This window comes from Arthrobacter sp. PL16 (genome assembly GCF_035985055.1).
Classification (GTDB): Bacteria; Actinomycetota; Actinomycetes; order Actinomycetales; family Micrococcaceae; genus Arthrobacter_D; species Arthrobacter_D cheniae.
The window spans coordinates 1-22,889 of the sequence record NZ_JAXCIC010000012.1; the positions used below are offsets into that span (position 1 = coordinate 1).

A 22,889-nucleotide genomic window follows, 5' to 3' on the forward strand; every position below is an offset into this window, starting at 1 on the left:
GTCGAGACGATGCCCGCATCAAGATCGACGATCGCCTCATAAGAGCGCCCCTCGGCACGATCGATCAGGACCGCGTCAGCCTCACGCACCGTCTCGGCACCGGCCCGCAGCAAATCCTTCGCCGGCTCACGGAGCTCGATACTGATGAAACGGAACGACTCCGCCGCAGCCGGCCCCTCCTTCAGAATCGAAGCCGCACGCGAAATCTCATCACGGGAAAGCGGATCAAGGGGGTACTCCACCCCAACTACGGTGTTGACGTCACTGTCGATACTCATCGTTCTCTCCTTGAATACATATACAAATGAAGGTCCCTCGCGGCCTGACAGCCGAAGATGCCGGTAAGCCGAAGATGATCAGAACATGCAATTGTTGAAACTGTTCACGGCATGCGCATATAGGCGTGCGTCAGTACTCGACTGACGAACCTGGTGGGGTATACAAAGGCATCGACTGAAATCCGACACACGCCTCCTGCGGAGAATCAGCTGAACTCCGTGTCGAGTACTGCTGATGTGATGCCGATCACTCAGTTCCTTTGATAGGACAACGCTACGTCAGGGACTTCCCTCTACGCGAGACCTTTCCAGAAGTTTCATTGAGAAATTCAGGAGCAATTCCTCTCACCTCAGTTAACATGTTGGAAACATCGGAAACCTGTTGGAAACATGTTGTAGGGCAGAAGTTGCCCGGGTCGGGGCCTGGGACTGCTACCGTTCTGCGCCTCAGGTCGTTGCGTTGTCGTCCTCGTCAGCAAGGTGCACCTACCGTTCGAAGGAGAACTGGTTCTTGATGTCCGCCCGCAGAGATCGCTTCATCACGCCCCACTCCCCGGTGGAGGGTTTGCGCCGCCGGAAGCTCGCTTTTCTGCCGGTCTTCGCCCAAGCGGTAGCTGCAGTGGCACCTGCCGGCGCCATGGCGGTCATCCCGGCTCTCGTCTATCCGACCGTCGTCCCAGGTTCCGCTTCTCCGAACCTGGTTCTGACGTTCGGAGCAGCCATGACCGTGATGATCCTGGTCTCCTTCTGCCTCAGGCCTATGGCGAAGCGCATGGCCGCAGTCAGTGGCCTCTACAGCTACACAGCCAAAGGACTCGGACAACGGACGGCCATCACGGCCGGCTGGTCAGCAATATTTGGATACGGGCTCGTAGCCATGGCCAGTTTGTTGGCCGTAGGCATATATGCCGCTCAAATGATGATCAATCTCGGGATCAGTCTTCCGGACCCCAAAATCTTTATGGCCCTAGTCATTCTTGCAGCGACAGCTTTCGCTTGTTTCCTCATGATCAGGGGAGTTCAAATTTCTGCCTGGTTCACGTTGATGGTTGAGTGCCTCGCAATAGGGCTCCTCACAGCCCTCATGATTGCCTACTTCGCGCTCAACACGCCGACGCTGAACTTTGAGAATTTCTTTCTCTGGGAGGGAGACCAGGATGTCTTATGGATCGGGATCGTCGTGGCAGTCAGTGCCTTTGTTGGTTTCGAAAGCGCTACCACCTTGGGAGGCGAGGCGCAAAAACCCTTCATCAGCATCCCGCGGACCATTACGTGGACTCCTATATTGGCAGGCACGCTGTATCTTCTTGCCGCGATCACTCAGGATCTAGCCCTTCACGATGCTCCGACATCCGTCAGGGACAGCTCCACTCCGTTATCCGACCTGTTTGCCCAAACCTCCCCGCTACTCGCCGCGGTGCTTGACCTCGGCATCGCAGCATCCTGGTTCGCCTGTGCCATCGCATCTCTGAGCGCTCTTGCCCGAGTACTTTTCTGCATGGGCAGAGAAGGCGTTGCACCACGGATCATGGGTCGAGCTCACGCCTCCTATCGGACGCCCTCGATGGCGATCATGGTCGTGATGCCGGTCGTGGCCGCAGTCCCAATAGCGGTTATCTTCTCCGGCATCAGTCCGCACCAGGGCCTCGTGCTTTTCTTCACCCTGGGCGCCTACGGGTACCTCGGCACCTATATTCTTGCCAGTGCCTCCCTGCCCTTCTTCTTGCATCGAATAGGAGAGGATACCTACGCCAGTTGGATCATTGGGATAGTGACGCCCCTGACCCTCGGTTTCGTGCTGTGGAAAGCCGCGACAGTATCAACCGATACAGGTAACCTGCATGCCCTCATCTACGCCGGTGTCCTTCTCGCCAGCGTTGTCTACGCCCTGGTCCTGCATCTCCGCCTACCTGAGCGTCTGGCGTCTGTTGGCGTCTACGACGAGAGCCAGGATTCGGACCTGTTTCTTGGAAGGCCCAGCTGATGGGCTACAAACCCGCGCACTCGGGGCCCAGCACGGCGTCGAATTCGCTCAGGATTCTGGAAATCGTGGCTCGGTTCGGCACCGGCACGACGGCGAAGGAGATTACCGACGCGCTGCAGATGCCGCCGGCGACCGTCTACCGAATGGTGAACGCGCTCGTTGCGGATGAATACCTCGTTCGCACATCTGACCTCCGCGGTTTCGCGCTCGGTCACGCAATATCAGGCCTCATTATGGCCGCAGTGCCACCGACCGTTCCCACCGCGGCTCGCTCTGCAATAGAAGAGTTCCGAAGCGGAAACCGCTTCGCCGTACACCTCGTCTTGTTCCGCAACGCATCTCTCAAAATTGCCGACGAAGATCCGGATTATCCGCTGCAGTCAGCATCCGACATGCTCCGGCATCCACACGCCTCCGCTGCAGGGAAACTCATGCTCGCTGAACTCGGCGATTCGGCTCCCCCTTTTCCAAAGGGCCCTTTGATGAAGCTGACGCCGCACACCATCACCGACAGGCGGCAACTAGAGGAGCAATTCGCGCATGTACGGGCCGAAGGCCAAGCCGTAGACATCAACGAACTGGAACAAGGGTTCTCCTGTCTTGCCATCCCGGTGAAACTCCCACACGGGACCGTTGAAGCGGCTGTCTGCCTCACAGGTCCCTCAGAACGGTTTTCCGCCATCTGCGACCATGCGGAAGCAGCCCGTGAGATGGCGTCGCGACTAGCGCCACTCTTGTTCTAGTCGCAAGAGGCCGCTTTGCGACGCCGTAAGAACCTCACAGGTTCCCGTCTCAACAACGATTGTCCGATCCACCTACGTTTCCCGGTGCCGTTGAGGTGTGGCGCGGACCCGACGATCACATCTGAACGGCAGCACACGATATCCACAGGCGTCAGCGCGCACGTACCGCCAGGACCGAGAGGTGATTCCGATCATCGGGATAGTCCTCGGCAGGCTGGAGTCCGCGCCAATCCTTAAGTGTAGGGAAAACCGTCAGAAAACAGTGTTACCCCTGCCCATTCGGCTCACCATGATGGATATCAACCACAAAACGTTCGTGCGCCCCTCAGGGCGGACGACCAAATCAAAGGGGATGAATTGTGACAGCAGATGAGACGACTATCGCACCCACCACGGCAGATGACATTGGTCGTAATCTCACCCTCATAAGGGACGAGATCGTGGACACGGCGGCCAAGATCAACGAGCAGGAGTTGGCCGCACTGGCGGCTCATCTCCGCCAGCCAGGCCAGGTGTTCGTCGCCGGAGCGGGCCGAAGCGGCCTCGCCCTCCGCATGGCTGCCATGAGGCTGATGCACCTGGGACTGTCCGTCCATGTCGCCGGTGATACCACCACCCCGGCAATCGGTTCCGAGGACCTGCTTCTCGTAGCTTCCGGCTCGGGTACGACCTCAGGAGTAGTCAAATCCGCTGAGACAGCGGCGAAGGCCGGAGCACGCATTGCAGCGTTCACCACCAACGCCGAGTCTCCGCTCGCAAAGCTCGCCGACGTCGTGGTGATCATCCCTGCCGCCCAGAAGACCGACCACGGCACCAGCGTGTCCCGTCAGTACGCGGGGTCCCTCTTCGAACAGGTACTGTTCCTGGCCACCGAGGCCATCTTCCAGTCCCTATGGGACAACACTGACGAGCCGGCCGAAAAGCTCTGGCTCAGGCACGCGAACCTCGAGTAACCAAGGCCTTTCCTCTTCCACTTACCGCAGTTCCCAACAGAAAGAGAACAACACCATGAAGCTCCAAGTAGCCATCGATCTGCTCACCACCGAAGACGCCCTCGAACTGGCAGGCAAAGTCGCCGAGTACGTCGACATCATCGAACTCGGCACCCCCCTGATCAAGGCCGCCGGACTCTCCGTCGTCACTGCCATCAAGGAAGCCCACCCGGACAAGATCGTCTTCGCTGACATGAAGACCATGGACGCTGGAGAGCTCGAAGCAGACATCGCGTTCAAGGCCGGCGCTGACCTGATGACCGTCCTCGGAACCGCCGATGACTCCACCATCGCTGGTGCCGTCAAGGCCGCCAAGGCCCACAACAAGGGCGTCGTCGTCGACCTCATCGGCGTAGAGGACAAGGTCACGCGCGCCAAGGAAGTTCGCGCCCTGGGTGCGAAGTTCGTCGAGATGCACGCTGGTCTGGACGAGCAGGCCAAGCCCGGCTTCGACCTGAAGGGACTCCTCAGCGCCGGCGCAGAGGCCCGTGTTCCGTTCTCCGTAGCGGGCGGCGTGAAGGTTGCCACCATCGGAGACGTCCAGAAGGCCGGCGCCGAGGTAGCTGTTGCCGGAGGCGCGATCTACAGCGCCGCCGACCCAGCCCTGGCAGCCAAGGAACTCCGCGACGCCATCGCCTAACCCTTCGAATGATGGTGGCGTCCCGGGCTTGGAGAAAAGCCCGGGACGCCATTCCCGAATCCACCACAATTCGTTCAGCGTCATCGAGAGCGGTACAACTTCCAGGGTCCGCGTGTGCGGACCAAGCACACCTTTCGCGAACTAGGACCTACCCCACCTCGCGTCGAGGGTGAGACGAAGAAAATGGAAAGGAATGTGATCACCATGGGCGTACAGTGCCTCGACCAGGTGGAAGTCCTCGTTACCGAACCTGGTCAGCTTCAGGAGATGCTCGATGATGCAGAAGCAACGCTCCGAGGAATCGCAGCGCGACAACGATCTGCAGGCATCGTAGTCACTCGCCATAATCATCGCCGGTACACGCTCGCGCTCAGCGACACGGTTCCGTTCGGAGAGACGCGGGAGCAATATCTCCCGTAGTCGTCACGACACCGGATAACACTTCGGTGAGCAGTCACCTGAGCCTGGCGCAACACCCGCATATCGAAGGGCATGGCGTGCATGGTTTCTCCGGGGACTGTAGCGGCGTCAGCAACGAGCTCGAGTTCATGCGTGTCATCCACGGATAGGCCCACTTCCGTCAAAGTGGCGGGGGCAGACCGACGCGGGTCGCGAACTCGATGAAGTTACGGATGTCACTCGTTGGAGCACCCTTCCAGGACGGGTTACGTCAGTGACCCGACGTTGACCTTCTGCCCGTGAGCCAACCCGTGCGAATGCGGTGCTGCGGGTAGTCCGTTACGAATGGCGTGCGCTGCTGCCAGACCCCTGATTCGAATCCGAGGCCGGACAACAGGGTATGTGCCTCGATGACTTTCTCCACAGCAGCTGTGACGATTGGACGCGGACGGCATCGAGGGCAGGCAATGCGTGTCCCACAACACGTCCCAAGCCCAATCGCGCCAGCGCAGTTCCAGCGAGTGGACGTCTATCGGTCTACCACTGCTTACTGCGCAGCAGGTCAGGGAACGAGAATCGCGCGCCCACGCACCTTGCCGGCGTCGAGGTCGTCGATCGCCGACTGGAAGTCATCGAGGGCGTATTTCTGCGTATGCAACGTGACTGATCCTCGGGCGGCAAGGGCCATGAGGTCCTGCAGGTCGTTGTAGCTGCCGACGAGGTTGCCGATGATGTTGATTTCCGAGGAGACCAGGTCGATGGTGGGTACGTTGATGTTCTCTCCGTAGCCGACGACGAAGTAATCCCCGGCCTGTCGGGTCATGGCGATCCCTTCGGACGTTGCCCCGCCTTCTCCCACGAAGTCGATGAGCACCTCGGCGCCGTGGCCTCCGGTGAGTTCGAGGACTCGCTGGACCTGTGTCCCGTCGGCCAAGACGCCTTCGTCGGCTCCGATGCTTTTCGCGAGTTCGAGGGCGGCGGGGTTGCGGTCGACGACGACGATGCGGCTGGGCGTGAGTGCTTTGAGGACCTGGATCCCAATGTGTCCGAGGCCGCCTGCTCCGATCACCACGCAGGTGTCCCTGGGCGTGAGTCTTTTGGCTGCTTTCGCTGCTGCGTGGTAGGCGGTGAGGCCGGCGTCGGCGAGAGCGGCGACATCAGCGGGTTCGAGCGCATCATCGATTCTCACGACCGAGCGGGCGGAGGTCAGCAGGTACTCGGCGTATCCGCCGTGAATGTCGATTCCGGGAAACTTACTGGTCTCGCAGTGCACATCATCGCCGGAACGGCAGGCGCGGCAGAGCCCACAGGTCACGAGTGGGTGGAGGATCACTTTGTCGCCGACCTCCACGTTCGTCACTGCGGTCCCGATGGCATGGACCCAGCCTGCGTTCTCATGACCGATCGTGTAGGGCAGTTGGACCTGCGACTTCTCCGCCCATTGCCCCTCGAGGATGTGAAGGTCGGTCCGGCAGACACCGGCACCGCCGATTCGAACAATGACATCCCACGGCCCGGACACTTCCGGCATGGGTGCCTCTGTCATCTTCAGGTCCTGGTGGTAACCGACGACCTGGACGGCTCGCATAGTGCTCACGGGTGGATCTCCTTGACTGCTACTGGGAGCAGGGTGTGGTGACTGGTGGGTTCGGCGCCTTCGGGGCGGTTGCTCTGGTCCGCCTCGGATCCTGCATAGCGGGTGCGCAACAGGCCCCGGCAGAAGTGGGCGTTGCCGTCGATGGAAATCCGGGTCGACCTGGCCCTACGCAATGCCATGGGCACGGCCTCCGGCGCGTAGGTGTGCCCTTCATGGTCGACCAGGACGACGGCATTCGGATGCGTGGGCAGCCCGAGCGTTTCCCGTCGGCGCAGGAGAGCCGCCTTGCTGCGCCCAGCCGAAAGGTTCGCCAATCGGATGCCACCGACATCGGTTTCTGCGAGGTCCCGGTCGGCGCGGAGAAGTTCCGTCAGGCAGCGTTCCATCGCTGCGGTGTGTGCTTTCTTCCGGAAGGTCCACCGCAACTCGTCGAGGCTGTCTTCGGCTTCGTGGCGGAACGTTCCCCGGTAGCCGGCGTCGGCCGCGAGTCCGGCATTGATCAGGTCCGAGTCGTGGTGGTCGTCCAACTCCACGACGACTTTCTCGACCCCTTCCATGGCCGCGATGGCGTCCTTGCTGTCGGATGCCATCAGATAAGCGAAGTTGGGTGAACAGAACGACGTCGGGAGACGTAGGTGCACGCTGACGACCAGGCCTCCGACACCCCGGGTCACGTCGATGGACCGCACGAATCCCAGATCGGTGATCGGTTCATCGAGCTCGGGATCCAGGACGGCGTGCAGGGCGTGCCGGACGTCCTCACACTCGAGAAGGGCAGCGCAAGGTGCCGGCAGGGTCTGGACGTCAGTCATCAGACGCCCGCCAGGTCCGCACGGTCGGGCTGGCGCGGGCCCGTCGCGGTCTCTTCGGCGTCAGGCAGCCGTAAGGCTTCGGGTACCGGGATGTCGTACATCTTGGCGGCGTTGAGGCCGAGGATCTTCTTCTTCTGGTCGATGGTGAGCGGGGCGTACTCGGTCATGTCCTCGGGAATCTGGAAGTCCACGAACGCTTCGATCAGCCATCTCGGCGTCCACAGGGCGTAGTCACTGGAGAACTGGATGCGGTCCTCGCCGATCCAGTAGATGAGTTCACCGATGATCTGCGCGAAGTAACGGGGCCGGGTGTGCATGAAGGGCATGGCGACGGCGAGACCGCCGTGCACATTCGGCTCCTGCGTGGCGATCCAGCAGAAATCCTCCAGGCGAGGCAGCCCGACGTGCTCGACCACGAAGTTCAGGTCGGTGAAATCGGTGGCCGCGTGGTCCACGTCGGAGACATCGAAGGCATCCCGGTCCAGGGGGCGGATCGTAGGACCCTTGTGGACGTGAATGTTCTTCACGCCGAGCTTCCGGCATTCCTCGAAGTAGCGGTAGGTCCAGGGGTCGGAGAGCTTGTAGCCGCGCGAGTCGCCGTTCCATTCGGCGGTGTAGAGCTTGACGCCCTTGAAGTTCATGCGCTCGTGATCCGCGCGCAACTGGTCCAGACCGGCCTCGCCGTTGCGCGGGTCGAAGCAGTGGTTGTAAGTGAGTTGGGTCGGATGGGCCGCGGCCAGGGCGTAGGACTCCTCGATCTGTCCGAACCCGTTCTTGTAGAACTCCCCGAGATACGCGGGCTGGAAGATCGCGTGATCGACGTAGCCGTACTCGAAGATGTCCTTCATCAGGCGCTGCCCGCCCTGATACAGGTATTCCTCGTAGGTCCACAGCTGTTCGGCGGGTGAGAGGTTGCGGTGGTAGTCGTAGAAGCAGTCGATGAACTGCTTGCCATGGATGTTGCGTTGGTTTTCAGGGCGGGCGTCCCACAGGGCAATGTGAGCGTCAACGATGAAATAGTTCTCTCCGTCTTTGGTGTACATGCCTGATCTCCATCTCCATCACGACTGCCGTAGTCGTGATGGAGAACGACACTATGCGCCTTTTCAGCGCAGCCACCCTGATCGGCGTCTCAATTTGAGACACGGGGTCGGCCAAAGACGCAACGCACAAGCTATCGTCGGATGATCACCTTCAAGGAGGTCGGCAATGAAGCCGAACCACGAAAAGTCACTCACTGCCACGATGGAGGAATCCAGCGGGGGCGGAGTCTCCTCCAGTACTCGTCGCCTTCTGGCGTCCTGGCAGAGAAGCCAGGAGTACGGGGTATCGCCAGAGATCGTCGAACCTGCCTGGGCCGGCGAGGTGCCCGATGATTCGTTGTTCTACCAGTGTGGACAGGAAGTGTTGGCAGGCCTTCACCAGACCTTGTCGAACGAACCACTCAGCCTCATGCTGACCGACGCCGAAGGACTTGTCCTCAACCGCTTCAGCGGGGACTCCTCCCTCTTGCGGGCACTGGATCGCGTTCACCTCGCCCCCGGCTTCGCCTTCTCCGAGCGGGAAGCGGGAACAAACGGTCTCGGTCTTGCCCTGGCGGACCGGGTTCCTACCTTGGTCCGCGCCGAAGAGCACTACAGTGCCAGCCTCCGAACCTACACCTGCGCGGCGGTGCCGGTGATGGACCCTGTCACCGGTCACCTGGAGGGAAGCATCAACATCACCACCTGGTCCAAGACCTCCCCCGGACTCCTTCTGGCCCTTGCCCAGTCCGCGGCCACCAATACCTCGACCCTCATGTTCAGCCGATCACAGGGGCGCGCTGCACCCGCCAAGCCACAAGGAGGAGTATTCCGCGTGCGAAGGCCACGCCTCGAGCCCGCAGCAGGCACGATGCGCGCCATGTCCGCACCCTGGACCGCAGCCCTCGAACAAGCAACGGCGACGCTGGCCCGAGGGAACGCGGTTGCAGCCATCGGGGAACATGGAAGTGGACGAGCAACGCTGCTCGGGCAGGCCCTTCGGCAGGCGCATCCGGCCAGCCGAATCCTCTGCGCGACCGTCCCGTCCCCGGAGATGGTCGACGCATGGCTCGCCCTGTGGACGCCCGAACTGTCGAAGTCGGACACTGCCATCATCATCGAGAACGCTGACTTCCTTCCCGCGTGGGCTGCCCACGAACTCGCTGCCCACGCGAGGAACATCCTCAGTTCCTCTCCGCGAGCCCCCGGAGCAGCTCCGTCCCTCCCTTGGGCCTTCTCCGCTGAACAGCTCGATCACGTGCCGCAACCCCTGCGGGAGTCCGTGGAAACCGTCGTACCCGTACCTTCGCTTCGCGAAAGACCGAGTGATGTGATGCCTCTCGCGAGATACGCTGCACGACAGACCAGACTGCGCGATCTCGACTTCACCCCGGCAGCCGAACGGGCTCTAACGGACCATGATTGGCCCGGGAACGTCGATGAACTGGTCGAGGTGGTGCATGCCGCCGCGCTCGTCACGGAGACGATCGACGTTCGGCATCTTCCCCCCGGGCTGCTGAGTCGCTGCACACAGAAGCTGACCCGGATCGAGAAGTTCGAACGCGACGAAATAGTGAGGACCCTGGCTCAGCCCGGGATGTCTGTCGCGGCTGCCGCTGTCGAACTGGGTATCAGCCGGGCCACGATCTATCGACGGCTTGCCAAGCTGGGACTTGATCCGCGCCGCTCCTGACCTGACGGGCAGCCCTCGTGACCGGCCGAGGGCTGCGCCGGATCATCGATGGGGGCCCGAGGCTGTCGCGACTCAACGCACGACGAGGACGTTGCCCTGGGCGTGATGCAGCACCGCGTGCACCGTGGATCCGAGGCGGGCACCGAGTGTGTTGTTTCCCTTGGCGCCGAGCACCACACAGACAGCGCGACTTGCGTGATGCAGGATGACCCCGGCCACCGAGGGCTCCGCGAAGGAATCTTCGATGACGGTGAGGTCGGCATTGGCCGGCAGGAGATTCAGCGCCTGCTGGATGACGGGATCGCGGTCCAGGTCCGGAAGCCGTGCGGCTGCGTGCCGGCTGTACGGGCGGACATGCAGAATGTGCAGAGAAGCATCGAGGGTCTCTGCGAGATCAGCTGACGTCGTGACGGCCCGGTCGCTTTCCGGCGAGCCATCGACGGCGACCAGGACTTCGCCGTCGTCGGGCTGGTCATTCCGGATCACTGCGATGGGACAGGAAGCCGTGGCTGCGAGATGGAGGCTGACCGATCCGACGAGGAGGCCCCCGAAACCACCGAGCCCCCGTGTGCCGGTCACGAGCATGGCAGCTTCGACGGACAGTCTCGTGAGTACTTCCGTGGGGAATCCGACGAGAAGCCGATTGCTGACGTCGACTTCCGGTTCGGCCTGCTGCGCGAGGGCCAGGCCCTCGGCTGCGATCTTTTCCGCTGCGCGCTGCAGACCGCTGTCCCGCACGTCGGGTACAGGGCCGAGGTCGTGGGTGAAGAACGGCCAGGACCAGCAGTGCACGACGACGAGCGCAAGCCCTGCCGCCGCCGCATGATGGGCTGCCCACAGGACCGCCCGTCGTGAGCCGTCGGAGCCGTCATAGCCGGCCACGACCGGTTTGGCCACGGCTGGGGAGACGCTGGACGCGGTCATACCGAGGCTCCGACCGTCGGCACAGCGATTGCCGCACCTCCCGGCAGTTGCACGGCTCCATGAGAGACGAGAACCGGGCATTCGGCTCTCTCAACGACAGCGGAGCTCACCGATCCGAGGAGCAACCCGTTGAATCCCCCGCGACCGCGGGAGCCGAGGACGACCATCAATGCTTGCCTGCTTTCCTCGATGAGGATCTCGGTTGCGAGTCCATGACGCACCCGTTGCGTGACGACACACGGAGCCCCAGTAGGAAAAGCATCGGTGACTGCCTGATCCAGGGCCTGGCCGGCGAGTTCCTCGTAGTCATCTTCCAACGGCGTGGAGGGGCCGAATACGAGCGGGTGCTGCCAGGCAGCGAGGGCGTCGATCCTGTCTCCGGCGAGGGGCATCAGGCTGGCTGCGAGTCGCAGCGCTGCAACAGAGGAACAGGAACCGTCGACACCTACGATGATGACTCGTTGTCCCCGTGTAGGAGTGGTTTCCATGAAGGATCCTTCGCTGGCAGGAGATGCTGCTCCTTCGATGTTTGCGTGGGTAACGCTGTACGGCTAGGGCACTAGGTCCCGCCTGCGGCCCGCATGTTCTGCTCAGTGCCAGTGGTGGTCCGCCCATGCGGCGTCGCGCAGGTAGTCCCGCGCCGGTCCGATCTCCCACAACTGACCCTGCGACTCGAGCACACCGTTGTCCTGCATGGACTCGACCACCTCCGAAGTACAGCCCAACGCCTCCGTGAGGTCACTCTGGTCCACGGCTAGCACGATGGTATTCCTGGCGTTCATGGTGCAGTCCTTCGCTCGATGGGTCCTGTCCGGCCGTAGCCGATCAGGCACTTCGCGTTGCGGTGATGAGGCCTGCCTGTGGTTTCCAAGACCGCGCGTAGAGCCCGAGGGCGGCCTCTTCCCGCGCCACGAAACCGAGGCGGTTGAGCGTCATGTGCGCCTGGTAGACGGTCAGGTGCTGGGCGCTGCGACTGACCCGGACCTTGTCAGCGCGGTAGAGGTACGTATCGAGCGCGCGGAACCAGCGCCGTCGCCAGTTGTGCACGGCCGATTCGGACGCCGTCGCTGCCATGAGGGCATGAAAGCCCATGGCCTTCGAAGCGACCTGGGCGGTCATGGCCTCGCGGACTCCGGCGGCACGCGGCCCGACGTCGGCGGTGCAGGTCCGGAGGTGGCTGTCCCAGTAGAAGTCCCAGGTGAGGCGGCGGCGATCCTGCCAACCGGCGGAACGGGGCCCGCGCATCATGCTGTGGGCGGCGTCGAAGAGGATCAGGGCACCGAGTGCCGAGCGGCTCTGCATGCGGGGGAAGCGCTGGTTAGCCCAGACCGCGAGTTCCGAGCTGAGCTCGAAGACTTCTTCTGCGAGATGGAGGCCTTCGACTCCGCCGTACTTCACGAGGTTCGCTTCGAGGTGGGGATCCGCCATCTCCTGGCCACCGGAGTAGTACGTGTTGCTCGCCGGGGCCGTGTAGTGCTGCCGGACCACGAGCAACGGCAGGTTCCGAGCGCTGCGCACCTGAAGTGCCCGCTGGAATGCCCGGAGCCGCTCGAGGACCCGGGGATGTGCATGGATGCTGAGCCTGATCTGGCTCACGACCCCCGTGGATGCGTCCTCACAGCGGGTGAAGTACCAGCGCTTGGCGCCGAGCGCCTGTGCCTGCGCCACCAGCGGGGTAACCAGCTCTTCAATGATGCCGTCCGCTACATCGAAGCCACCCGTCGAGAGGGAAAGATGCCACCATTGAGTGCTGACGACCGTCCGTGAGGCGGTTCGGGCGACTGTCAGCTGACTCATGGCTCTTCCCTTCAGGGTCTGTGATCACCCCCGCTGGGGCGGGCTCTGGTTGCGGCGCCCGGGCTCTAGTCCGTCGCCGCAGGTTCTTCTACTTGGGCCAATCCCAGCTGCTCGCCGTGACCGACGCCTTGGGCCAGTCCCAGCTTGCTGCGCTGACGGATTGACCTGCCGGCACCACGGCTCCGATCAGGATCAACAGGCCTGCAGTCGCGCCGAGTACCTTTTTCATGACGATCCTTCCTTGCCCGTCTCCGGGAGGTCCCGCTGTTCCGCACGGCTGTCCGCAGTGCCCGTTTCTTCGGAGCTCCTCGCGGGACTCCTGTGAACCGGCCCCCTCAGACTCGCGGTGACCAGAGGGTAATGTCCAGCAGTACGGGTGACCGTTTACGGACATGACGCGAAACGGACGCCGCCCTGTGGCCCGGGCGGACGATAGTCTGCTCGGGGTACCCCTGATCGCCGGAACGGCGGGGATTCCGCGACGTGGCAGCACCTAGGAGTTGCTAGTCGGGGTGGTGTGTCATTAACTGGACATGTCATGTTTTCATACGTGATCGGTGCCCACGCCATGGGACGGGACAGGGAGAGCTCATGCTGGACGCGACGTCGCTCGAGGTCTACCGGTATGCGGTAGGACACCCGGGCTGGAGCCGCTCCGAGGTCTCGGAGGCACTCGGCCTGACGCTGCGCCGCATCGATGAGGCCATCGGGAAGCTTTCGGAGCGCCGTCTCCTCAGCCCACAGGCCAGCAGTGAGAATGGGCTCGTCGCTGTATCGCCGGACGTCGCCCTCGCCGATCTGGTGGACGCGGACGAGCGCGCGATGCAGGAACTCAAAGCCCGGATCAGTGGCCAGCGGCGTGAGCTGTCGAGCCTCCTCCCCACCTTCCTCGATGCCCGCAAGCACGTCCTGGCCAGCACATCGGTCGAGACACTCGAAGACCCGCACCTCATCCACCGGGTTCTCATCGACTACGGCCGCGACGTCACGGAGAAGGTCTACATCGCGCAGCCGGGGCAGGGTTCGACGGCGGACGTCCACGAGGAGAGCGTCCGGAAGGACCTCGAGCTGCTGGAGAAGGGCGTACGCCGCCGGACCCTGTACGACACGAGTACCCGCGACCACGTTCCCACACGCAAGGCTGTCGAGACCATCGCCGCCGGCGGCGGTGAATTCGGTGTCCTTCCCTTCATCCCCCTGCGCATGCTGATCTTCGACGACAAGCTGGCTCTGGTGGGACGCCAGCTCACGCGCGAGGACAAGGCCGCCCTGGTGATCCGCGACCACAGCCTCATCAACATCTTCACCCATCTCTTCGACATCGCCTGGGAGATCAGCCAGCCGTTCCTCGCTCCGGACGCGGTGGTGTCACCGCTCAGCAGCATGCAGCGATCGATCATCCATGGCCTCGCCAACGGTCTGTCCGACGAGTCGATCGCCCGGCGCCTGGACATCAACGTGAGGACCTGCCGACGGCACATCGCATGGATGCTCGACACGCTCCACGCGGATAGTCGTTTCCAGGCTGCTCTCAAGGCGCGCGAGGCCGGCTGGGTGTAATCGGCGCTTTTGGTGAACAACTGTTGCCTGTTAGTCAACCCGCGTTTAGACTCTGGGCGTGATGTCCTCCAGCGAAACCTCCGCCGACCTCCTGCCCGCCGAGACCGAAGCCGCCCTCGAACGCGCCGTCGATTCCGCCAATCGCCACGATCAGCTCTTCTCGCTGAGGGCGGCCAACATCAAGCAGTCCGCGGTGCGCGATGTCTTCGACATTTCCATCCGTCCGGGCCTCGTGTCCCTCGCGGGCGGCAGCCCCTACCTCAAATCTCTTCCCCTGGAGGACCTGGGCCGCACCGCGCAGAAGATCATCGCCGAGCACGGGCTCGAGGCCCTGCAGTACGGCGGCGGACAGGGCATGGAGGAACTCCGTCGGCTCGTGTGCGAGGTGATGGCAGCCGAGGGCATCGAGGGGGCGAGCCCCGATGACATCGTGATCACCACAGGTTCGCAGTCCGCCCAGGACGTAGCCGCAAAGGTCTTCTGCAACCCGGGTGACGTGATCCTCTGCGAGGATCCCACCTACGTCGGCGCCCTGAACACCTTCGAGGCCTACGAGGTCGACGTCGTGACCATCCCGATGGACGACCTCGGCCTGATCCCGGAGGAGCTCGAGCGGATCATCGTCGAACTGGAGGCGCAGGGCCGCGCGATCAAGCTGCTCTATACGATCCCCAGCTTCAACAATCCGAGCGGCATCACGATGCCCGCAGATCGTCGGCAGCGCGTCGTCGAGATCTGCCGCACCCACACCATCCTGGTCCTCGAGGACAACCCTTACGGCATGCTGCGCTTCGACGGGGAGCCCCTCAAACCGATGCGTGCGGACAACCCCGATGACGTCATCTACCTCGGGTCCTTCTCGAAGATCTTCGCCCCGGGCGTGCGGCTCGGCTGGGCACTGGTGCCCAGGCACCTCCACCGCCGGTTCTACCTCGCCTGCGAGGCCGTGGTGCTGTGTCCGTCGCCGCTGACACAGATGCTCGTGACCGCCTACCTCACCGAGTACGACTGGCGGGGACACCTGCATTCGATGCGCAGCCTTTATAGGGAGCGGTGCGACGCCATGCTCGGCGCGCTCGCCGAGGAGTTGCCCGACGGCGTGCACTGGACGACCCCCGACGGTGGGTTCTTCGTCTGGGTGACCCTTCCGGAGGGCATCGACACCTACCCGCTGCTCTACAAGGCCATCGACGCCGGCGTCGTCTTCATTCCCGGTGCCGCGTTCACGCCGTCGGACGAGCCGTCGAACAAACTCCGGCTGGCGTTCAGCGCCGTGTCTCCCGAGGACATCGTCGAAGGTGTCCGTCGCCTGGCTCCAATCCTCCGCACGGCGATGGATGATAACCGGGTGTAGGAAGGAAGCGGCCGGCCTCAGAACCTAGGGCGGGCCCTTCTGCTGCCGCATCGTCACCGCGATGGAGATCAGGGCTGCGACGATCACGAGGATGGACAGCCGCGCGATGGTGTCCAGGCCTGGAAAAGCCACCTGCAGCAAACTGGACGCGATGAAGCCGATCACCACCACCAGCAGGAGCCTGCTCAGGGGGTACCTGGGTCGCGGTCGGCGGCCCGGGTCCTCACCCGGCAGCTGCTGGTTCATGGGCCAACCCTAGTCGAGCAGCAGTGCGGGCTCCTCGAGGATGGAGGCGACGTCGGCCATGAAGCGCGCGCTGAGGTCGCCGTCGACGACCCGGTGGTCGAAGGAGCCGCCGAGCGTCGTGATCCAGCGGGGAATGACCTCGCCGTCGAGCACCCAGGGCTTCTGCTTGATGGTGCCGAACGCCACGATCGCCACCTCGCCCGGATTGATGATCGGCGTTCCCGTGTCGATGCCGAGGGCGCCGATGTTGGTGATGGTCAGGGTTCCGCCCTGCATCTGGGCGGGCTGTGTCTTGCCTGCCCGGGCCGTCGTCGCCAGGTCGTTCAGTGCCAGCGCGAGCTCCTTCAGCGAGAGGTACTGAGCGTCCTTGATATTGGGCACCATGAGGCCGCGCGGAGTTGCGGCCGCGATGCCGAGATTCATGAAGTGCTTGACGAGAATCTCGTCGTCGGACCAGGTGGCGTTGACGGAGGGGTTCCGCGCGGCCGCCCAGATGACGGCTTTCGCGAGGATGAGCAACGGCGAGACCTTGATGCCCTCGAAATCGCGGGAAGCCTTGAGTCGCTTGACGAACTCCATGGTCCGCGACGCATCGACATCCACGAAGATGCTGACATGTGGCGCCGTGAACGCGCTCTGCACCATCGCCTTCGCCGTGGCCTTGCGGACGCCCCTGACCGGGATGCGCTCGATGCGGCCACCACCCAGCAGCTTGCGGTCGGTCCAGAACGAGTCGGCACCATCCTGCTCGGCGTCGCGCTGGGACTGGTAGCTCATGAGGTCCTGCTTCGTCACCTCACCGGCAGAACCCGTGGCCGGCACGTCGGCCAGGTTGATCCCAAGGTCCCGGGCGGCCTTACGGACCGGCGGCTTCGCCAACACGCGGTTGATCAGCTGGTTGAGCGGGTTGACCCGGGCCTGCGACGCCGTCCCCTCGGACTGCGCAGGAGCGGTGCCCGATTCCGGGCGGGCTTTCCCGGCGGCCGCCTGAGGAGCCGGCTCCGGCCCACCGGCGTCGCCGGCCTGCTGCTCGTCGAGGTGAGTAGCTGCCTCGTGGCCCTGCTGTGACCCGACGTGCGCACCGGACACAGGGGCGGCCTGCGGCTTCCGCGGGCGACGCCTCACCGCGTCTGCCTTGGGGCCCGTCCCGACAAGGGGACCCGGTGTGGGTTCCGCCGGCGCTGCACCAGGAGCCGCAGCCTCTCGGGCGTGGCTGTTTCCTACACGAGGGCCGGCGATTTCTCCCGGCATCTCGGGCACCGAAACAGGATCCTGGTCGGGCGACGAGGATCCGGCAGCGGACCGGTCATGGTTCGCGCCCGGAGCCGGGGGCCATGCGGTTCCACCGGAGCCATGACCGCTCGTGTCCTGCGGCGTGGTGACACCCGGGCCGGCGCCGTCGTGTTCATTCCCGGATCCGGAGACGGATGCGTCCTCCACGGAGATGATCGGCGTGCCGACCTCGATCGTCTCGCCCTCGGGTACGAGCAACTCGGAGACCGTTCCCGCGTACGGCGAGGAGAGCTCGACGAGCGACTTCGCGGTCTCGATCTCGCAGATGATGTCATTGACGGACACCGTTGCGCCGGGCGCCACCTTCCACTGCACGATCTCTGCCTCGGTGAGGCCTTCACCGACGTCGGGCAGATTGAACGTCTTGAGCGTCATGATGGTCCTTCAGTAAGCGAAGGCACGGTCGAGTGCCTCGAGGATGCGGTCGATGTCCGGCAGGTACTGCTCCTCCACACGTGCCACCGGGTACGGCATGTGGAAGCCGCCCACGCGGATGACGGGTGCCTCGAGGGACAGGAACGCCCGCTCGGAGATTCGCGCTGCGATCTCGCCGCCGAGGCCGCCGAAGGTCGGAGCCTCGTGCGCGACGATCAGGCGACCGGTGCGGGTCACCGATGCGGTGACGGTGTCGAAGTCGATCGGCGAGATGGAGCGAAGGTCTATGACCTCGATGCTCCGGCCGTCCTCCGCGGCGGCAGCCGCCGCCGCGAGTGCGACTGGCACCAGCGGTCCGTAGGCCACGACGGTGGCGTCGCTCCCCCTGCGGAGAACCTGGGCTGTGAACGGATCGGCCGCCGGAGTCCTCGTGTCCACGTCGCCCTTGAGCCAGTAACGGCGCTTGGGCTCGAAGACGATCACCGGGTCCTCGCAGGTGACGGCCTGCTGGATCATCCAGTAGGCGTCCTGAGGATTCGACGGAGTGATGATCCGCAGGCCCGCGGTGTGGGCGAAGAGCGCCTCGGGCGACTCCGAGTGGTGCTCGACGCTGCCGATCCCGCCGCCATAGGGGATCCGGATGACCACAGGGGCACTGAGCATGCCGTCACTGCGGGTGCGGAGCTTCGCCAGCTGGGTGGTGATCTGATTGAATCCGGGGAAGACGAAGCCATCGAACTGGATCTCGCAGATGGGCCGGTAGCCGCGCAGCGCCAGGCCGATCGCGGTGCCGATGATGCCGGATTCGGCCAGAGGGGTGTCGACGACGCGCATGGCCCCGAACTCCTTCTTCAGCCCGTCCGTCACGCGGTAGACGCCTCCGAGCTCGCCGATGTCCTCGCCCATCAGCAGGGTCTTCGGATCATGTGCGAGCGAGGCACGTAATCCCTCGTTGATCGCCTTCGCGATGGTCATCGTCGCCATCAGGCGTGCTTCCCTTCGTCGGCGAATCCGGCCTCGTACTGCTGGAAGAAGCGCAGCTCCTCCTGGACGAGCGGATGCGGTTCCGCGTAGACGGCCGCGAAGCGGCTTTCGAGATCCGGCGCGGTCATGGACAGCACGGCCTCACGCAGGTCCGTGGCCATGGAGCGGGCTTCGGCACCCAGCTCCTCGAAGAACGACTCGTCCGCCAGGCCCGCTGTGCGGAGGTAGGCCTCGAGGCGTGCGAGCGGGTCACGGGTCTGCCATTCCTGCTCGTCCCGCGACAATCGGTACTTCGTCGGATCGTCCGCCGTGGTGTGTGCACTCATGCGGTAGGTGTAGGCCTCGATCAGCACCGGCCCCTTCCCCGTTCGCGCATGTTCGAGCGCCCATCGCATGACGGCCTCGACGGCGACGACGTCATTGCCGTCCACGCGTACCCCCGGGAACCCGTAGCCTTCGGCTCGCTTCGCCAGCGGCACCTTCGTCTGAACGGAGGACGGGACCGAGATAGCCCACTGGTTGTTCTGGCAGAAGAAGACGACCGGCGCGTCGAAGGATGCGGCGAACACCATCGATTCGTGGATATCACCCTCGGAACTGGCGCCGTCACCGAAGTAGGCGACGGACACCCCCTGCGGAAGGGACGGGTCTGTCAGCTGGTCACGTTGCATTCCCATCGCGTAGCCGACCGCGTGGAGGGACTGCGCCGCCAGCACCAGTGTGTACAGATGGAAGTTCCGCTCGCGAGGGTCCCAGCCGCCGTTGGTCACGCCCCGGAACAGGCGAAGGATCTCGTCGAACCGGACGCCTCGTGTCAGTGCGACACCGTGCTCGCGGTACGTGGGGAAGGCATAGTCCTGAGCCTGAAGGGCGCGGCCGGAACCGATCTGCGCAGCTTCCTGGCCCGTGAGCGGAACCCACAGGGCGAGCTGGCCCTGGCGCTGCAGCGCGGTGGACTCCTGGTCGAAGCGCCGGATGAGAAACATGTCGCGGTAGAGCGAGCGGAGGTGCGGGGCGTCCGTCGCCGACAGGTACGGAGCGAAATCGACGGTGCTTCCGGCGACCTCGGCCACCATGCCACCGGCCATCGAGCCATCCGAGGAGAGGACCTGAATCATCTCCCCACCGGGCTCCTGGTCCCGGCCGACATCGGCGGTGTGCGCGGCGCGCAGTACTTCCTCTGCCTCGAACTCCGCTGCCGGCAAGCGACTGGCGTTCATCCCTGCTCCTTACCCGACCCTATACATACCTCTTACGGAATGTTTGCCGTAAGTCATACACCGAAGAACATATCTCCGGGCGACATACTGACCAAGACTAGTCAGCAGGGGCGCGCAGGCCTATTCGAGACGGACTCAAAGGCCAGCGGGTCGGTGGGTGTATTCTCCGCACAGCTCCAGGAAGCGCGTGTTGGCGGTCTCCTCACCAATGGATACGCGGACGCCTTCGGACCCGAAAGCGCGGACGGACAATGCATGCTCTCCGGCTCTCGCCGCGAAGTCCTGCGTGTGATCGCCGAGTGCCAGCCAGACGAAGTTGCCCTCTGCCTTCGGGACCTTCCAGCCCAGGCCGCGCAGACCCTCGACCACGCGCGTGCGCTCGTCGACGATCAGCTGCACGCGGGCCTCGACCTCATCGATGTGTCGCAGCGATGTGACGGCGGCATGCTCGGCGATCTGCGAGACGGCGAACGGAACGGCGCTGACCCGGAGGTGTTCCGTGAGCGACGGCTGCGAGACGGAGTAGCCCACCCGGAGGCCGGCCAGGCCGTGGGCCTTCGAGAACGTCCGCAGCACGATGACGTTCCCGTAGTCGCGGTAGAGCTCGATCCCGTTGACGGCGTCGGGCCGACGGACGAACTCCTGGTAGGCCTCATCGATCACGACGACGACGTGGGAGGGCACCTCCGCGAGGAAATCGACGACCTCGTCCCGCGTGAGGATGGGCCCCGTGGGGTTGTTGGGCGTGCAGAGCAGGACCACGCGGGTCCTGTCGGTGATCGCGGCGGCCATCGCTTCGAGATCGTGGGTGCCGTCCGCCCGGACCGGTACCTGAATGCCCGCAGCGCCGGCGAGCCCGACGCTGATGGGGTAGGCCTCGAAGGACCGCCACGCATAGACCACCTCGTCGGGTGCATCGAAATCGTTCTGCCCGGCGAAGGTGGCGAGGATCTGGTTCAGAGCCCCGAGGCTGCCCGCCCCGGTCACGATGTCGGTCGCAGGCACGCCGAGGTAAGCCGCGAGTTCGGTCCGCAGTGCGGTCGTCATGGGATCGGGATATCTGTTGATCGAGGTCTCGGAGGCGATGGCCGCGAGCACTGCAGGAAGGGGCGGAAGGGGGTTCTCATTCGAGGACAGCTTGAAACTCTCCAGGCCGTCCACCATGACGGGCGGCTTGCCCGCTGCGTAGCGCGGAAGCTTTCCGAGGACGCCACGTGGGCGGAGACCCGGTGAGCTGCCCTCGGTTTCGGAGGTTTCGGCGGGGGGTATGGCCCGGAGGTCATCGATCGAAGTCATGGCCATAGCCTAGACCGGCTCCCGCCGGAGGGGGCGTGGCTCCGGGCCCCGGTTTGACCTTCGGATGTACGCGCCGTAGTGCCGTGAAGGTGGAGCGGTGGGCGGTTCCACGGGCGCCGGCCGTTGCGAGAAGGGCGGTGGCCGGGACGAGGGACGGTGCACTGCTGGCATCCACGAGCCTCGCGCCTTCCGCGTAGTTCTTCAGCTTGTGTGCCGGTCCCAGTCCCCAGGGTTCCGGCGAGCCGTCCGCCGCCTGACCGAGGGGTGGCACCGGATGGGTCAGCGTGACGGTCGTCCGGTGGCGGTCGTCGCCGTTCGGTGACGAGTCGAGTCCTGGCACCGCGTCGGCTGCGTGCTCGAGGTGCAGGTACTCGCCGCTGTTTGTCTTCTGCCATCCCGTCGGCGACCCGACCGTCAGGACCAGTTGGACGTCGTACTGCCCGCCGAGCCCGCCAGAACCAGCGAGGTTCACGGCGTGCATCCCACCCTGGCTGTAGCCCGCGAGCATCAGCGCGTCTCCTTGCCGAGCACCGGCTTGTGCGAGAGCTTCCAGCACAGCGGCCTCCGTGTACCGGCTGTCCTCGGCGAGGGCCTCCGCGACACCGCCGGCATCGAAGGGGTTGCTGCCGGCCACACCATCGACCAGTCCCGTCTGGGTGCCGGGGAGCACCACCATGTACACGGGGTCCGCGTCGGTACCCAGCCGCAACACCTCGAAGGTCCCTGCTCCCTCGGCCTCCACGGCGGCGAGGCGCTCCACCACGCCCTCGACCGTCCCGTCGAACGCCACCACGGCCCCGAGGGAGGAGCCTGCGCCGGAAGTGTGGGAGCCGCCGGCACCGAGGGACGCGCCACGGAGGTCGATCGGTCCTACCTGCAGGGCACCGCCGATTATCGCCCCGCGGGCCAGTGCCCGCGCCGTCGCACCGGTTCCGCTGCGTGCAGCCTCCGTCGCCGCGACCGCGGCGGTATCAGCCAGACGGTAGGCACGCAGGCTCGCTCGGAGTCGTTCCTCCGTCGTCGCCAGCGACCGGCCGTTCTCGGCCGCGGACGACCACGCGGAACCCAGCTGGGCCCGCGCAGCCTGGTAATACGGCCCGGCTACGCCTCCGGTCGGCCGAAGGTGCATGATGCGCCATGGCAGTTCCGCCACATCAGCGTCCAGGTGACCGAGGGCCGTGGCGACGTCGGCCGTGTCTGCCGAGAGGAGGGCGAGTACCCGAGCGGCGTGGTCCAGTTCGTCCCACTGGAACCGGATTCCTCCGACTCCCCCGCGGATGTCCAGCGAACCGTCGTCGGGCCTCTCGGGCCGGAGCCGGTCCGTCACAGTCCCACCGCCCGATGCAGCGCCTCGGCCTCGCGGACGAGATGACCGTAGTCACCGAGGTCCTGTGCGGCGGACTCCAGCAGGCTGATGCTGCCCGAAAGCTCGGTGCAGCGTTCGGAAAGGTACGTACGGAAGTTGCCACCTGCGGGGGAATCCCAGGAGAGAAGGGCGACGGACAGTGCGTGCCGCCGGATGTCCGCGAGCTTCCCCGCATGCCTCCTGAGGGCCGCCGCCATCGCGGTGATCTCCTCGCTCGCAGGACCTCCCGGCACGCACTCGGTTCCCGCGCCCCATCGACCGTCCATCGCCACACCCCGTCTCCGCCTGTTCCCTCCACGCTAGGAGGACGGCCT

General features: G+C 64.4%; 22 protein-coding genes and 1 pseudogene. 7 read left to right on the top strand and 16 right to left on the bottom strand.

What is annotated here, in order from left to right; all coding sequences use genetic code 11:
- Window positions 1-278, bottom strand: a pseudogene (locus RCH21_RS16195) (primary-amine oxidase); the annotation flags it as partial.
- 514 nt (window positions 279-792) lie between these two features.
- Between RCH21_RS16195 and RCH21_RS16200 the strand changes: the two are divergent.
- The 4 genes from RCH21_RS16200 to hxlA all read left to right on the top strand — a co-directional run bounded on the left by RCH21_RS16200 (window position 793) and on the right by hxlA (window position 4,637).
- Window positions 793-2,262: an APC family permease gene (locus RCH21_RS16200; RefSeq protein WP_326965249.1), complete on the top strand. Its 1,470-nt coding sequence runs from the start codon at window positions 793-795 to the stop codon at window positions 2,260-2,262.
- Window positions 2,262-3,005 (top strand): IclR family transcriptional regulator, encoded by a 744-nt coding sequence (locus RCH21_RS16205; protein WP_326965250.1) that lies wholly within the window; start codon window positions 2,262-2,264, stop codon window positions 3,003-3,005. Before RCH21_RS16200 ends, RCH21_RS16205 begins: the two co-directional genes overlap by 1 nt.
- A gap of 356 nt (window positions 3,006-3,361) precedes the next feature.
- Window positions 3,362-3,958 carry a 6-phospho-3-hexuloisomerase gene (hxlB, locus tag RCH21_RS16210; protein ID WP_442784733.1) on the top strand — a complete coding sequence of 199 codons (597 nt, stop codon included), beginning with the start codon at window positions 3,362-3,364 and terminating at the stop codon, window positions 3,956-3,958.
- Between the two features lie 55 nt (window positions 3,959-4,013).
- Window positions 4,014-4,637, top strand: a complete 624-nt coding sequence (hxlA, locus tag RCH21_RS16215) for a 3-hexulose-6-phosphate synthase (protein ID WP_326965252.1) — start codon at window positions 4,014-4,016, stop codon at window positions 4,635-4,637.
- 961 nt (window positions 4,638-5,598) lie between these two features.
- Here the strand turns inward: hxlA and RCH21_RS16220 are convergent.
- The 3 genes from RCH21_RS16220 to RCH21_RS16230 are packed head-to-tail and all read right to left on the bottom strand — an operon-like array spanning window position 5,599 to window position 8,488.
- Window positions 5,599-6,624: an NAD(P)-dependent alcohol dehydrogenase gene (locus tag RCH21_RS16220; protein ID WP_442784734.1), complete on the bottom strand. Its 1,026-nt coding sequence runs from the start codon at window positions 6,622-6,624 to the stop codon at window positions 5,599-5,601.
- A 5-nt stretch (window positions 6,625-6,629) separates the two neighbouring features.
- Entirely contained in the window at window positions 6,630-7,445 is an 816-nt protein-coding gene (locus RCH21_RS16225) for an iron-sulfur cluster assembly protein (RefSeq protein WP_326965254.1), read from the bottom strand.
- The gene (locus tag RCH21_RS16230; RefSeq protein WP_326965255.1) at window positions 7,445-8,488 is read right to left on the bottom strand and encodes an amidohydrolase family protein; all 1,044 of its coding nucleotides are present in this window, start codon (window positions 8,486-8,488) and stop codon (window positions 7,445-7,447) included. The genes RCH21_RS16225 and RCH21_RS16230 overlap by 1 nt, the downstream gene beginning before the upstream one ends.
- Window positions 8,489-8,654: 166 nt before the next feature.
- On the opposite strand from RCH21_RS16230, the gene RCH21_RS16235 reads away from it, so the two are divergent.
- Window positions 8,655-10,160 carry a helix-turn-helix domain-containing protein gene (locus tag RCH21_RS16235; protein WP_326965256.1) on the top strand — a complete coding sequence of 502 codons (1,506 nt, stop codon included), beginning with the start codon at window positions 8,655-8,657 and terminating at the stop codon, window positions 10,158-10,160.
- 72 nt (window positions 10,161-10,232) lie between these two features.
- On the opposite strand, the gene RCH21_RS16240 is transcribed toward RCH21_RS16235, so the two are convergent.
- From RCH21_RS16240 to RCH21_RS16260, 5 genes are all read right to left on the bottom strand, one after another.
- Window positions 10,233-11,084 (bottom strand): universal stress protein, encoded by an 852-nt coding sequence (locus tag RCH21_RS16240; RefSeq protein ID WP_326965257.1) that lies wholly within the window; start codon window positions 11,082-11,084, stop codon window positions 10,233-10,235.
- Window positions 11,081-11,572: a universal stress protein gene (locus tag RCH21_RS16245; protein ID WP_326965258.1), complete on the bottom strand. Its 492-nt coding sequence runs from the start codon at window positions 11,570-11,572 to the stop codon at window positions 11,081-11,083. The genes RCH21_RS16240 and RCH21_RS16245 overlap by 4 nt, the downstream gene beginning before the upstream one ends.
- A gap of 102 nt (window positions 11,573-11,674) precedes the next feature.
- Complete coding sequence (locus RCH21_RS16250) at window positions 11,675-11,866, bottom strand: hypothetical protein (RefSeq protein WP_120149748.1); 192 nt, start codon at window positions 11,864-11,866, stop codon at window positions 11,675-11,677.
- Window positions 11,867-11,909: 43 nt separating this feature from the next.
- Complete coding sequence (locus RCH21_RS16255; RefSeq protein ID WP_326965259.1) at window positions 11,910-12,881, bottom strand: lantibiotic dehydratase C-terminal domain-containing protein; 972 nt, start codon at window positions 12,879-12,881, stop codon at window positions 11,910-11,912.
- 88 nt (window positions 12,882-12,969) lie between these two features.
- Window positions 12,970-13,110, bottom strand: coding sequence for a hypothetical protein (locus RCH21_RS16260; RefSeq protein ID WP_326965260.1), 141 nt, complete (start codon window positions 13,108-13,110; stop codon window positions 12,970-12,972).
- 362 nt (window positions 13,111-13,472) lie between these two features.
- On the opposite strand from RCH21_RS16260, the gene RCH21_RS16265 reads away from it, so the two are divergent.
- Window positions 13,473-14,441 carry a helix-turn-helix transcriptional regulator gene (locus RCH21_RS16265; protein ID WP_326965261.1) on the top strand — a complete coding sequence of 323 codons (969 nt, stop codon included), beginning with the start codon at window positions 13,473-13,475 and terminating at the stop codon, window positions 14,439-14,441.
- A gap of 61 nt (window positions 14,442-14,502) precedes the next feature.
- A complete protein-coding gene (locus tag RCH21_RS16270) occupies window positions 14,503-15,795 on the top strand; it encodes an aminotransferase-like domain-containing protein (RefSeq protein WP_326965300.1) in 1,293 nt (430 codons plus the stop codon).
- Window positions 15,796-15,819: 24 nt separating this feature from the next.
- Here RCH21_RS16270 and RCH21_RS16275 read toward each other — a convergent pair whose 3' ends face one another.
- From RCH21_RS16275 to RCH21_RS16305, 7 genes are all read right to left on the bottom strand, one after another.
- Window positions 15,820-16,041, bottom strand: a complete 222-nt coding sequence (locus tag RCH21_RS16275) for a hypothetical protein (RefSeq protein WP_326965262.1) — start codon at window positions 16,039-16,041, stop codon at window positions 15,820-15,822.
- A gap of 9 nt (window positions 16,042-16,050) precedes the next feature.
- Entirely contained in the window at window positions 16,051-17,709 is a 1,659-nt protein-coding gene (locus RCH21_RS16280; RefSeq protein WP_326965263.1) for a dihydrolipoamide acetyltransferase family protein, read from the bottom strand.
- Window positions 17,710-17,718: 9 nt separating this feature from the next.
- Window positions 17,719-18,693: an alpha-ketoacid dehydrogenase subunit beta gene (locus RCH21_RS16285; RefSeq protein ID WP_326965264.1), complete on the bottom strand. Its 975-nt coding sequence runs from the start codon at window positions 18,691-18,693 to the stop codon at window positions 17,719-17,721.
- Window positions 18,693-19,913, bottom strand: coding sequence for a pyruvate dehydrogenase (acetyl-transferring) E1 component subunit alpha (gene pdhA, locus RCH21_RS16290; protein WP_326965265.1), 1,221 nt, complete (start codon window positions 19,911-19,913; stop codon window positions 18,693-18,695). The genes RCH21_RS16285 and pdhA overlap by 1 nt, the downstream gene beginning before the upstream one ends.
- Before the next feature lie 135 nt (window positions 19,914-20,048).
- Window positions 20,049-21,209, bottom strand: coding sequence for a histidinol-phosphate transaminase (locus RCH21_RS16295; RefSeq protein WP_326965266.1), 1,161 nt, complete (start codon window positions 21,207-21,209; stop codon window positions 20,049-20,051).
- Window positions 21,193-22,536 (bottom strand): hypothetical protein, encoded by a 1,344-nt coding sequence (locus RCH21_RS16300; RefSeq protein ID WP_326965267.1) that lies wholly within the window; start codon window positions 22,534-22,536, stop codon window positions 21,193-21,195. Before RCH21_RS16300 ends, RCH21_RS16295 begins: the two co-directional genes overlap by 17 nt.
- On the bottom strand, window positions 22,533-22,841 hold the full coding sequence (locus tag RCH21_RS16305; RefSeq protein WP_326965268.1) for a hypothetical protein: 309 nt from the start codon (window positions 22,839-22,841) through the stop codon (window positions 22,533-22,535). The genes RCH21_RS16300 and RCH21_RS16305 overlap by 4 nt, the downstream gene beginning before the upstream one ends.
- Window positions 22,842-22,889 lie beyond the last annotated feature (48 nt).

Bases quoted from the DNA above. Each gene is read 5' to 3' on its own strand.
- RCH21_RS16200 (WP_326965249.1), top strand. From the start codon at position 793: ATGTCCGCCCGCAGAGATCGCTTCATCACGCCCCACTCCCCGGTGGAG.
- RCH21_RS16205 (WP_326965250.1), top strand. From the start codon at position 2,262: ATGGGCTACAAACCCGCGCACTCGGGGCCCAGCACGGCGTCGAATTCG.
- hxlA (WP_326965252.1), top strand. From the start codon at position 4,014: ATGAAGCTCCAAGTAGCCATCGATCTGCTCACCACCGAAGACGCCCTC.
- RCH21_RS16220 (WP_442784734.1), bottom strand. From the start codon at position 6,624: ATGCGAGCCGTCCAGGTCGTCGGTTACCACCAGGACCTGAAGATGACA.
- RCH21_RS16225 (WP_326965254.1), bottom strand. From the start codon at position 7,445: ATGACTGACGTCCAGACCCTGCCGGCACCTTGCGCTGCCCTTCTCGAG.
- RCH21_RS16230 (WP_326965255.1), bottom strand. From the start codon at position 8,488: ATGTACACCAAAGACGGAGAGAACTATTTCATCGTTGACGCTCACATT.
- RCH21_RS16235 (WP_326965256.1), top strand. From the start codon at position 8,655: ATGAAGCCGAACCACGAAAAGTCACTCACTGCCACGATGGAGGAATCC.
- RCH21_RS16240 (WP_326965257.1), bottom strand. From the start codon at position 11,084: ATGACCGCGTCCAGCGTCTCCCCAGCCGTGGCCAAACCGGTCGTGGCC.
- RCH21_RS16245 (WP_326965258.1), bottom strand. From the start codon at position 11,572: ATGGAAACCACTCCTACACGGGGACAACGAGTCATCATCGTAGGTGTC.
- RCH21_RS16250 (WP_120149748.1), bottom strand. From the start codon at position 11,866: ATGAACGCCAGGAATACCATCGTGCTAGCCGTGGACCAGAGTGACCTC.
- RCH21_RS16255 (WP_326965259.1), bottom strand. From the start codon at position 12,881: ATGAGTCAGCTGACAGTCGCCCGAACCGCCTCACGGACGGTCGTCAGC.
- RCH21_RS16260 (WP_326965260.1), bottom strand. From the start codon at position 13,110: ATGAAAAAGGTACTCGGCGCGACTGCAGGCCTGTTGATCCTGATCGGA.
- RCH21_RS16265 (WP_326965261.1), top strand. From the start codon at position 13,473: ATGCTGGACGCGACGTCGCTCGAGGTCTACCGGTATGCGGTAGGACAC.
- RCH21_RS16270 (WP_326965300.1), top strand. From the start codon at position 14,503: ATGTCCTCCAGCGAAACCTCCGCCGACCTCCTGCCCGCCGAGACCGAA.
- RCH21_RS16275 (WP_326965262.1), bottom strand. From the start codon at position 16,041: ATGAACCAGCAGCTGCCGGGTGAGGACCCGGGCCGCCGACCGCGACCC.
- RCH21_RS16280 (WP_326965263.1), bottom strand. From the start codon at position 17,709: ATGACGCTCAAGACGTTCAATCTGCCCGACGTCGGTGAAGGCCTCACC.
- RCH21_RS16285 (WP_326965264.1), bottom strand. From the start codon at position 18,693: ATGGCGACGATGACCATCGCGAAGGCGATCAACGAGGGATTACGTGCC.
- pdhA (WP_326965265.1), bottom strand. From the start codon at position 19,913: ATGAACGCCAGTCGCTTGCCGGCAGCGGAGTTCGAGGCAGAGGAAGTA.
- RCH21_RS16295 (WP_326965266.1), bottom strand. From the start codon at position 21,209: ATGACTTCGATCGATGACCTCCGGGCCATACCCCCCGCCGAAACCTCC.
- RCH21_RS16305 (WP_326965268.1), bottom strand. From the start codon at position 22,841: ATGGACGGTCGATGGGGCGCGGGAACCGAGTGCGTGCCGGGAGGTCCT.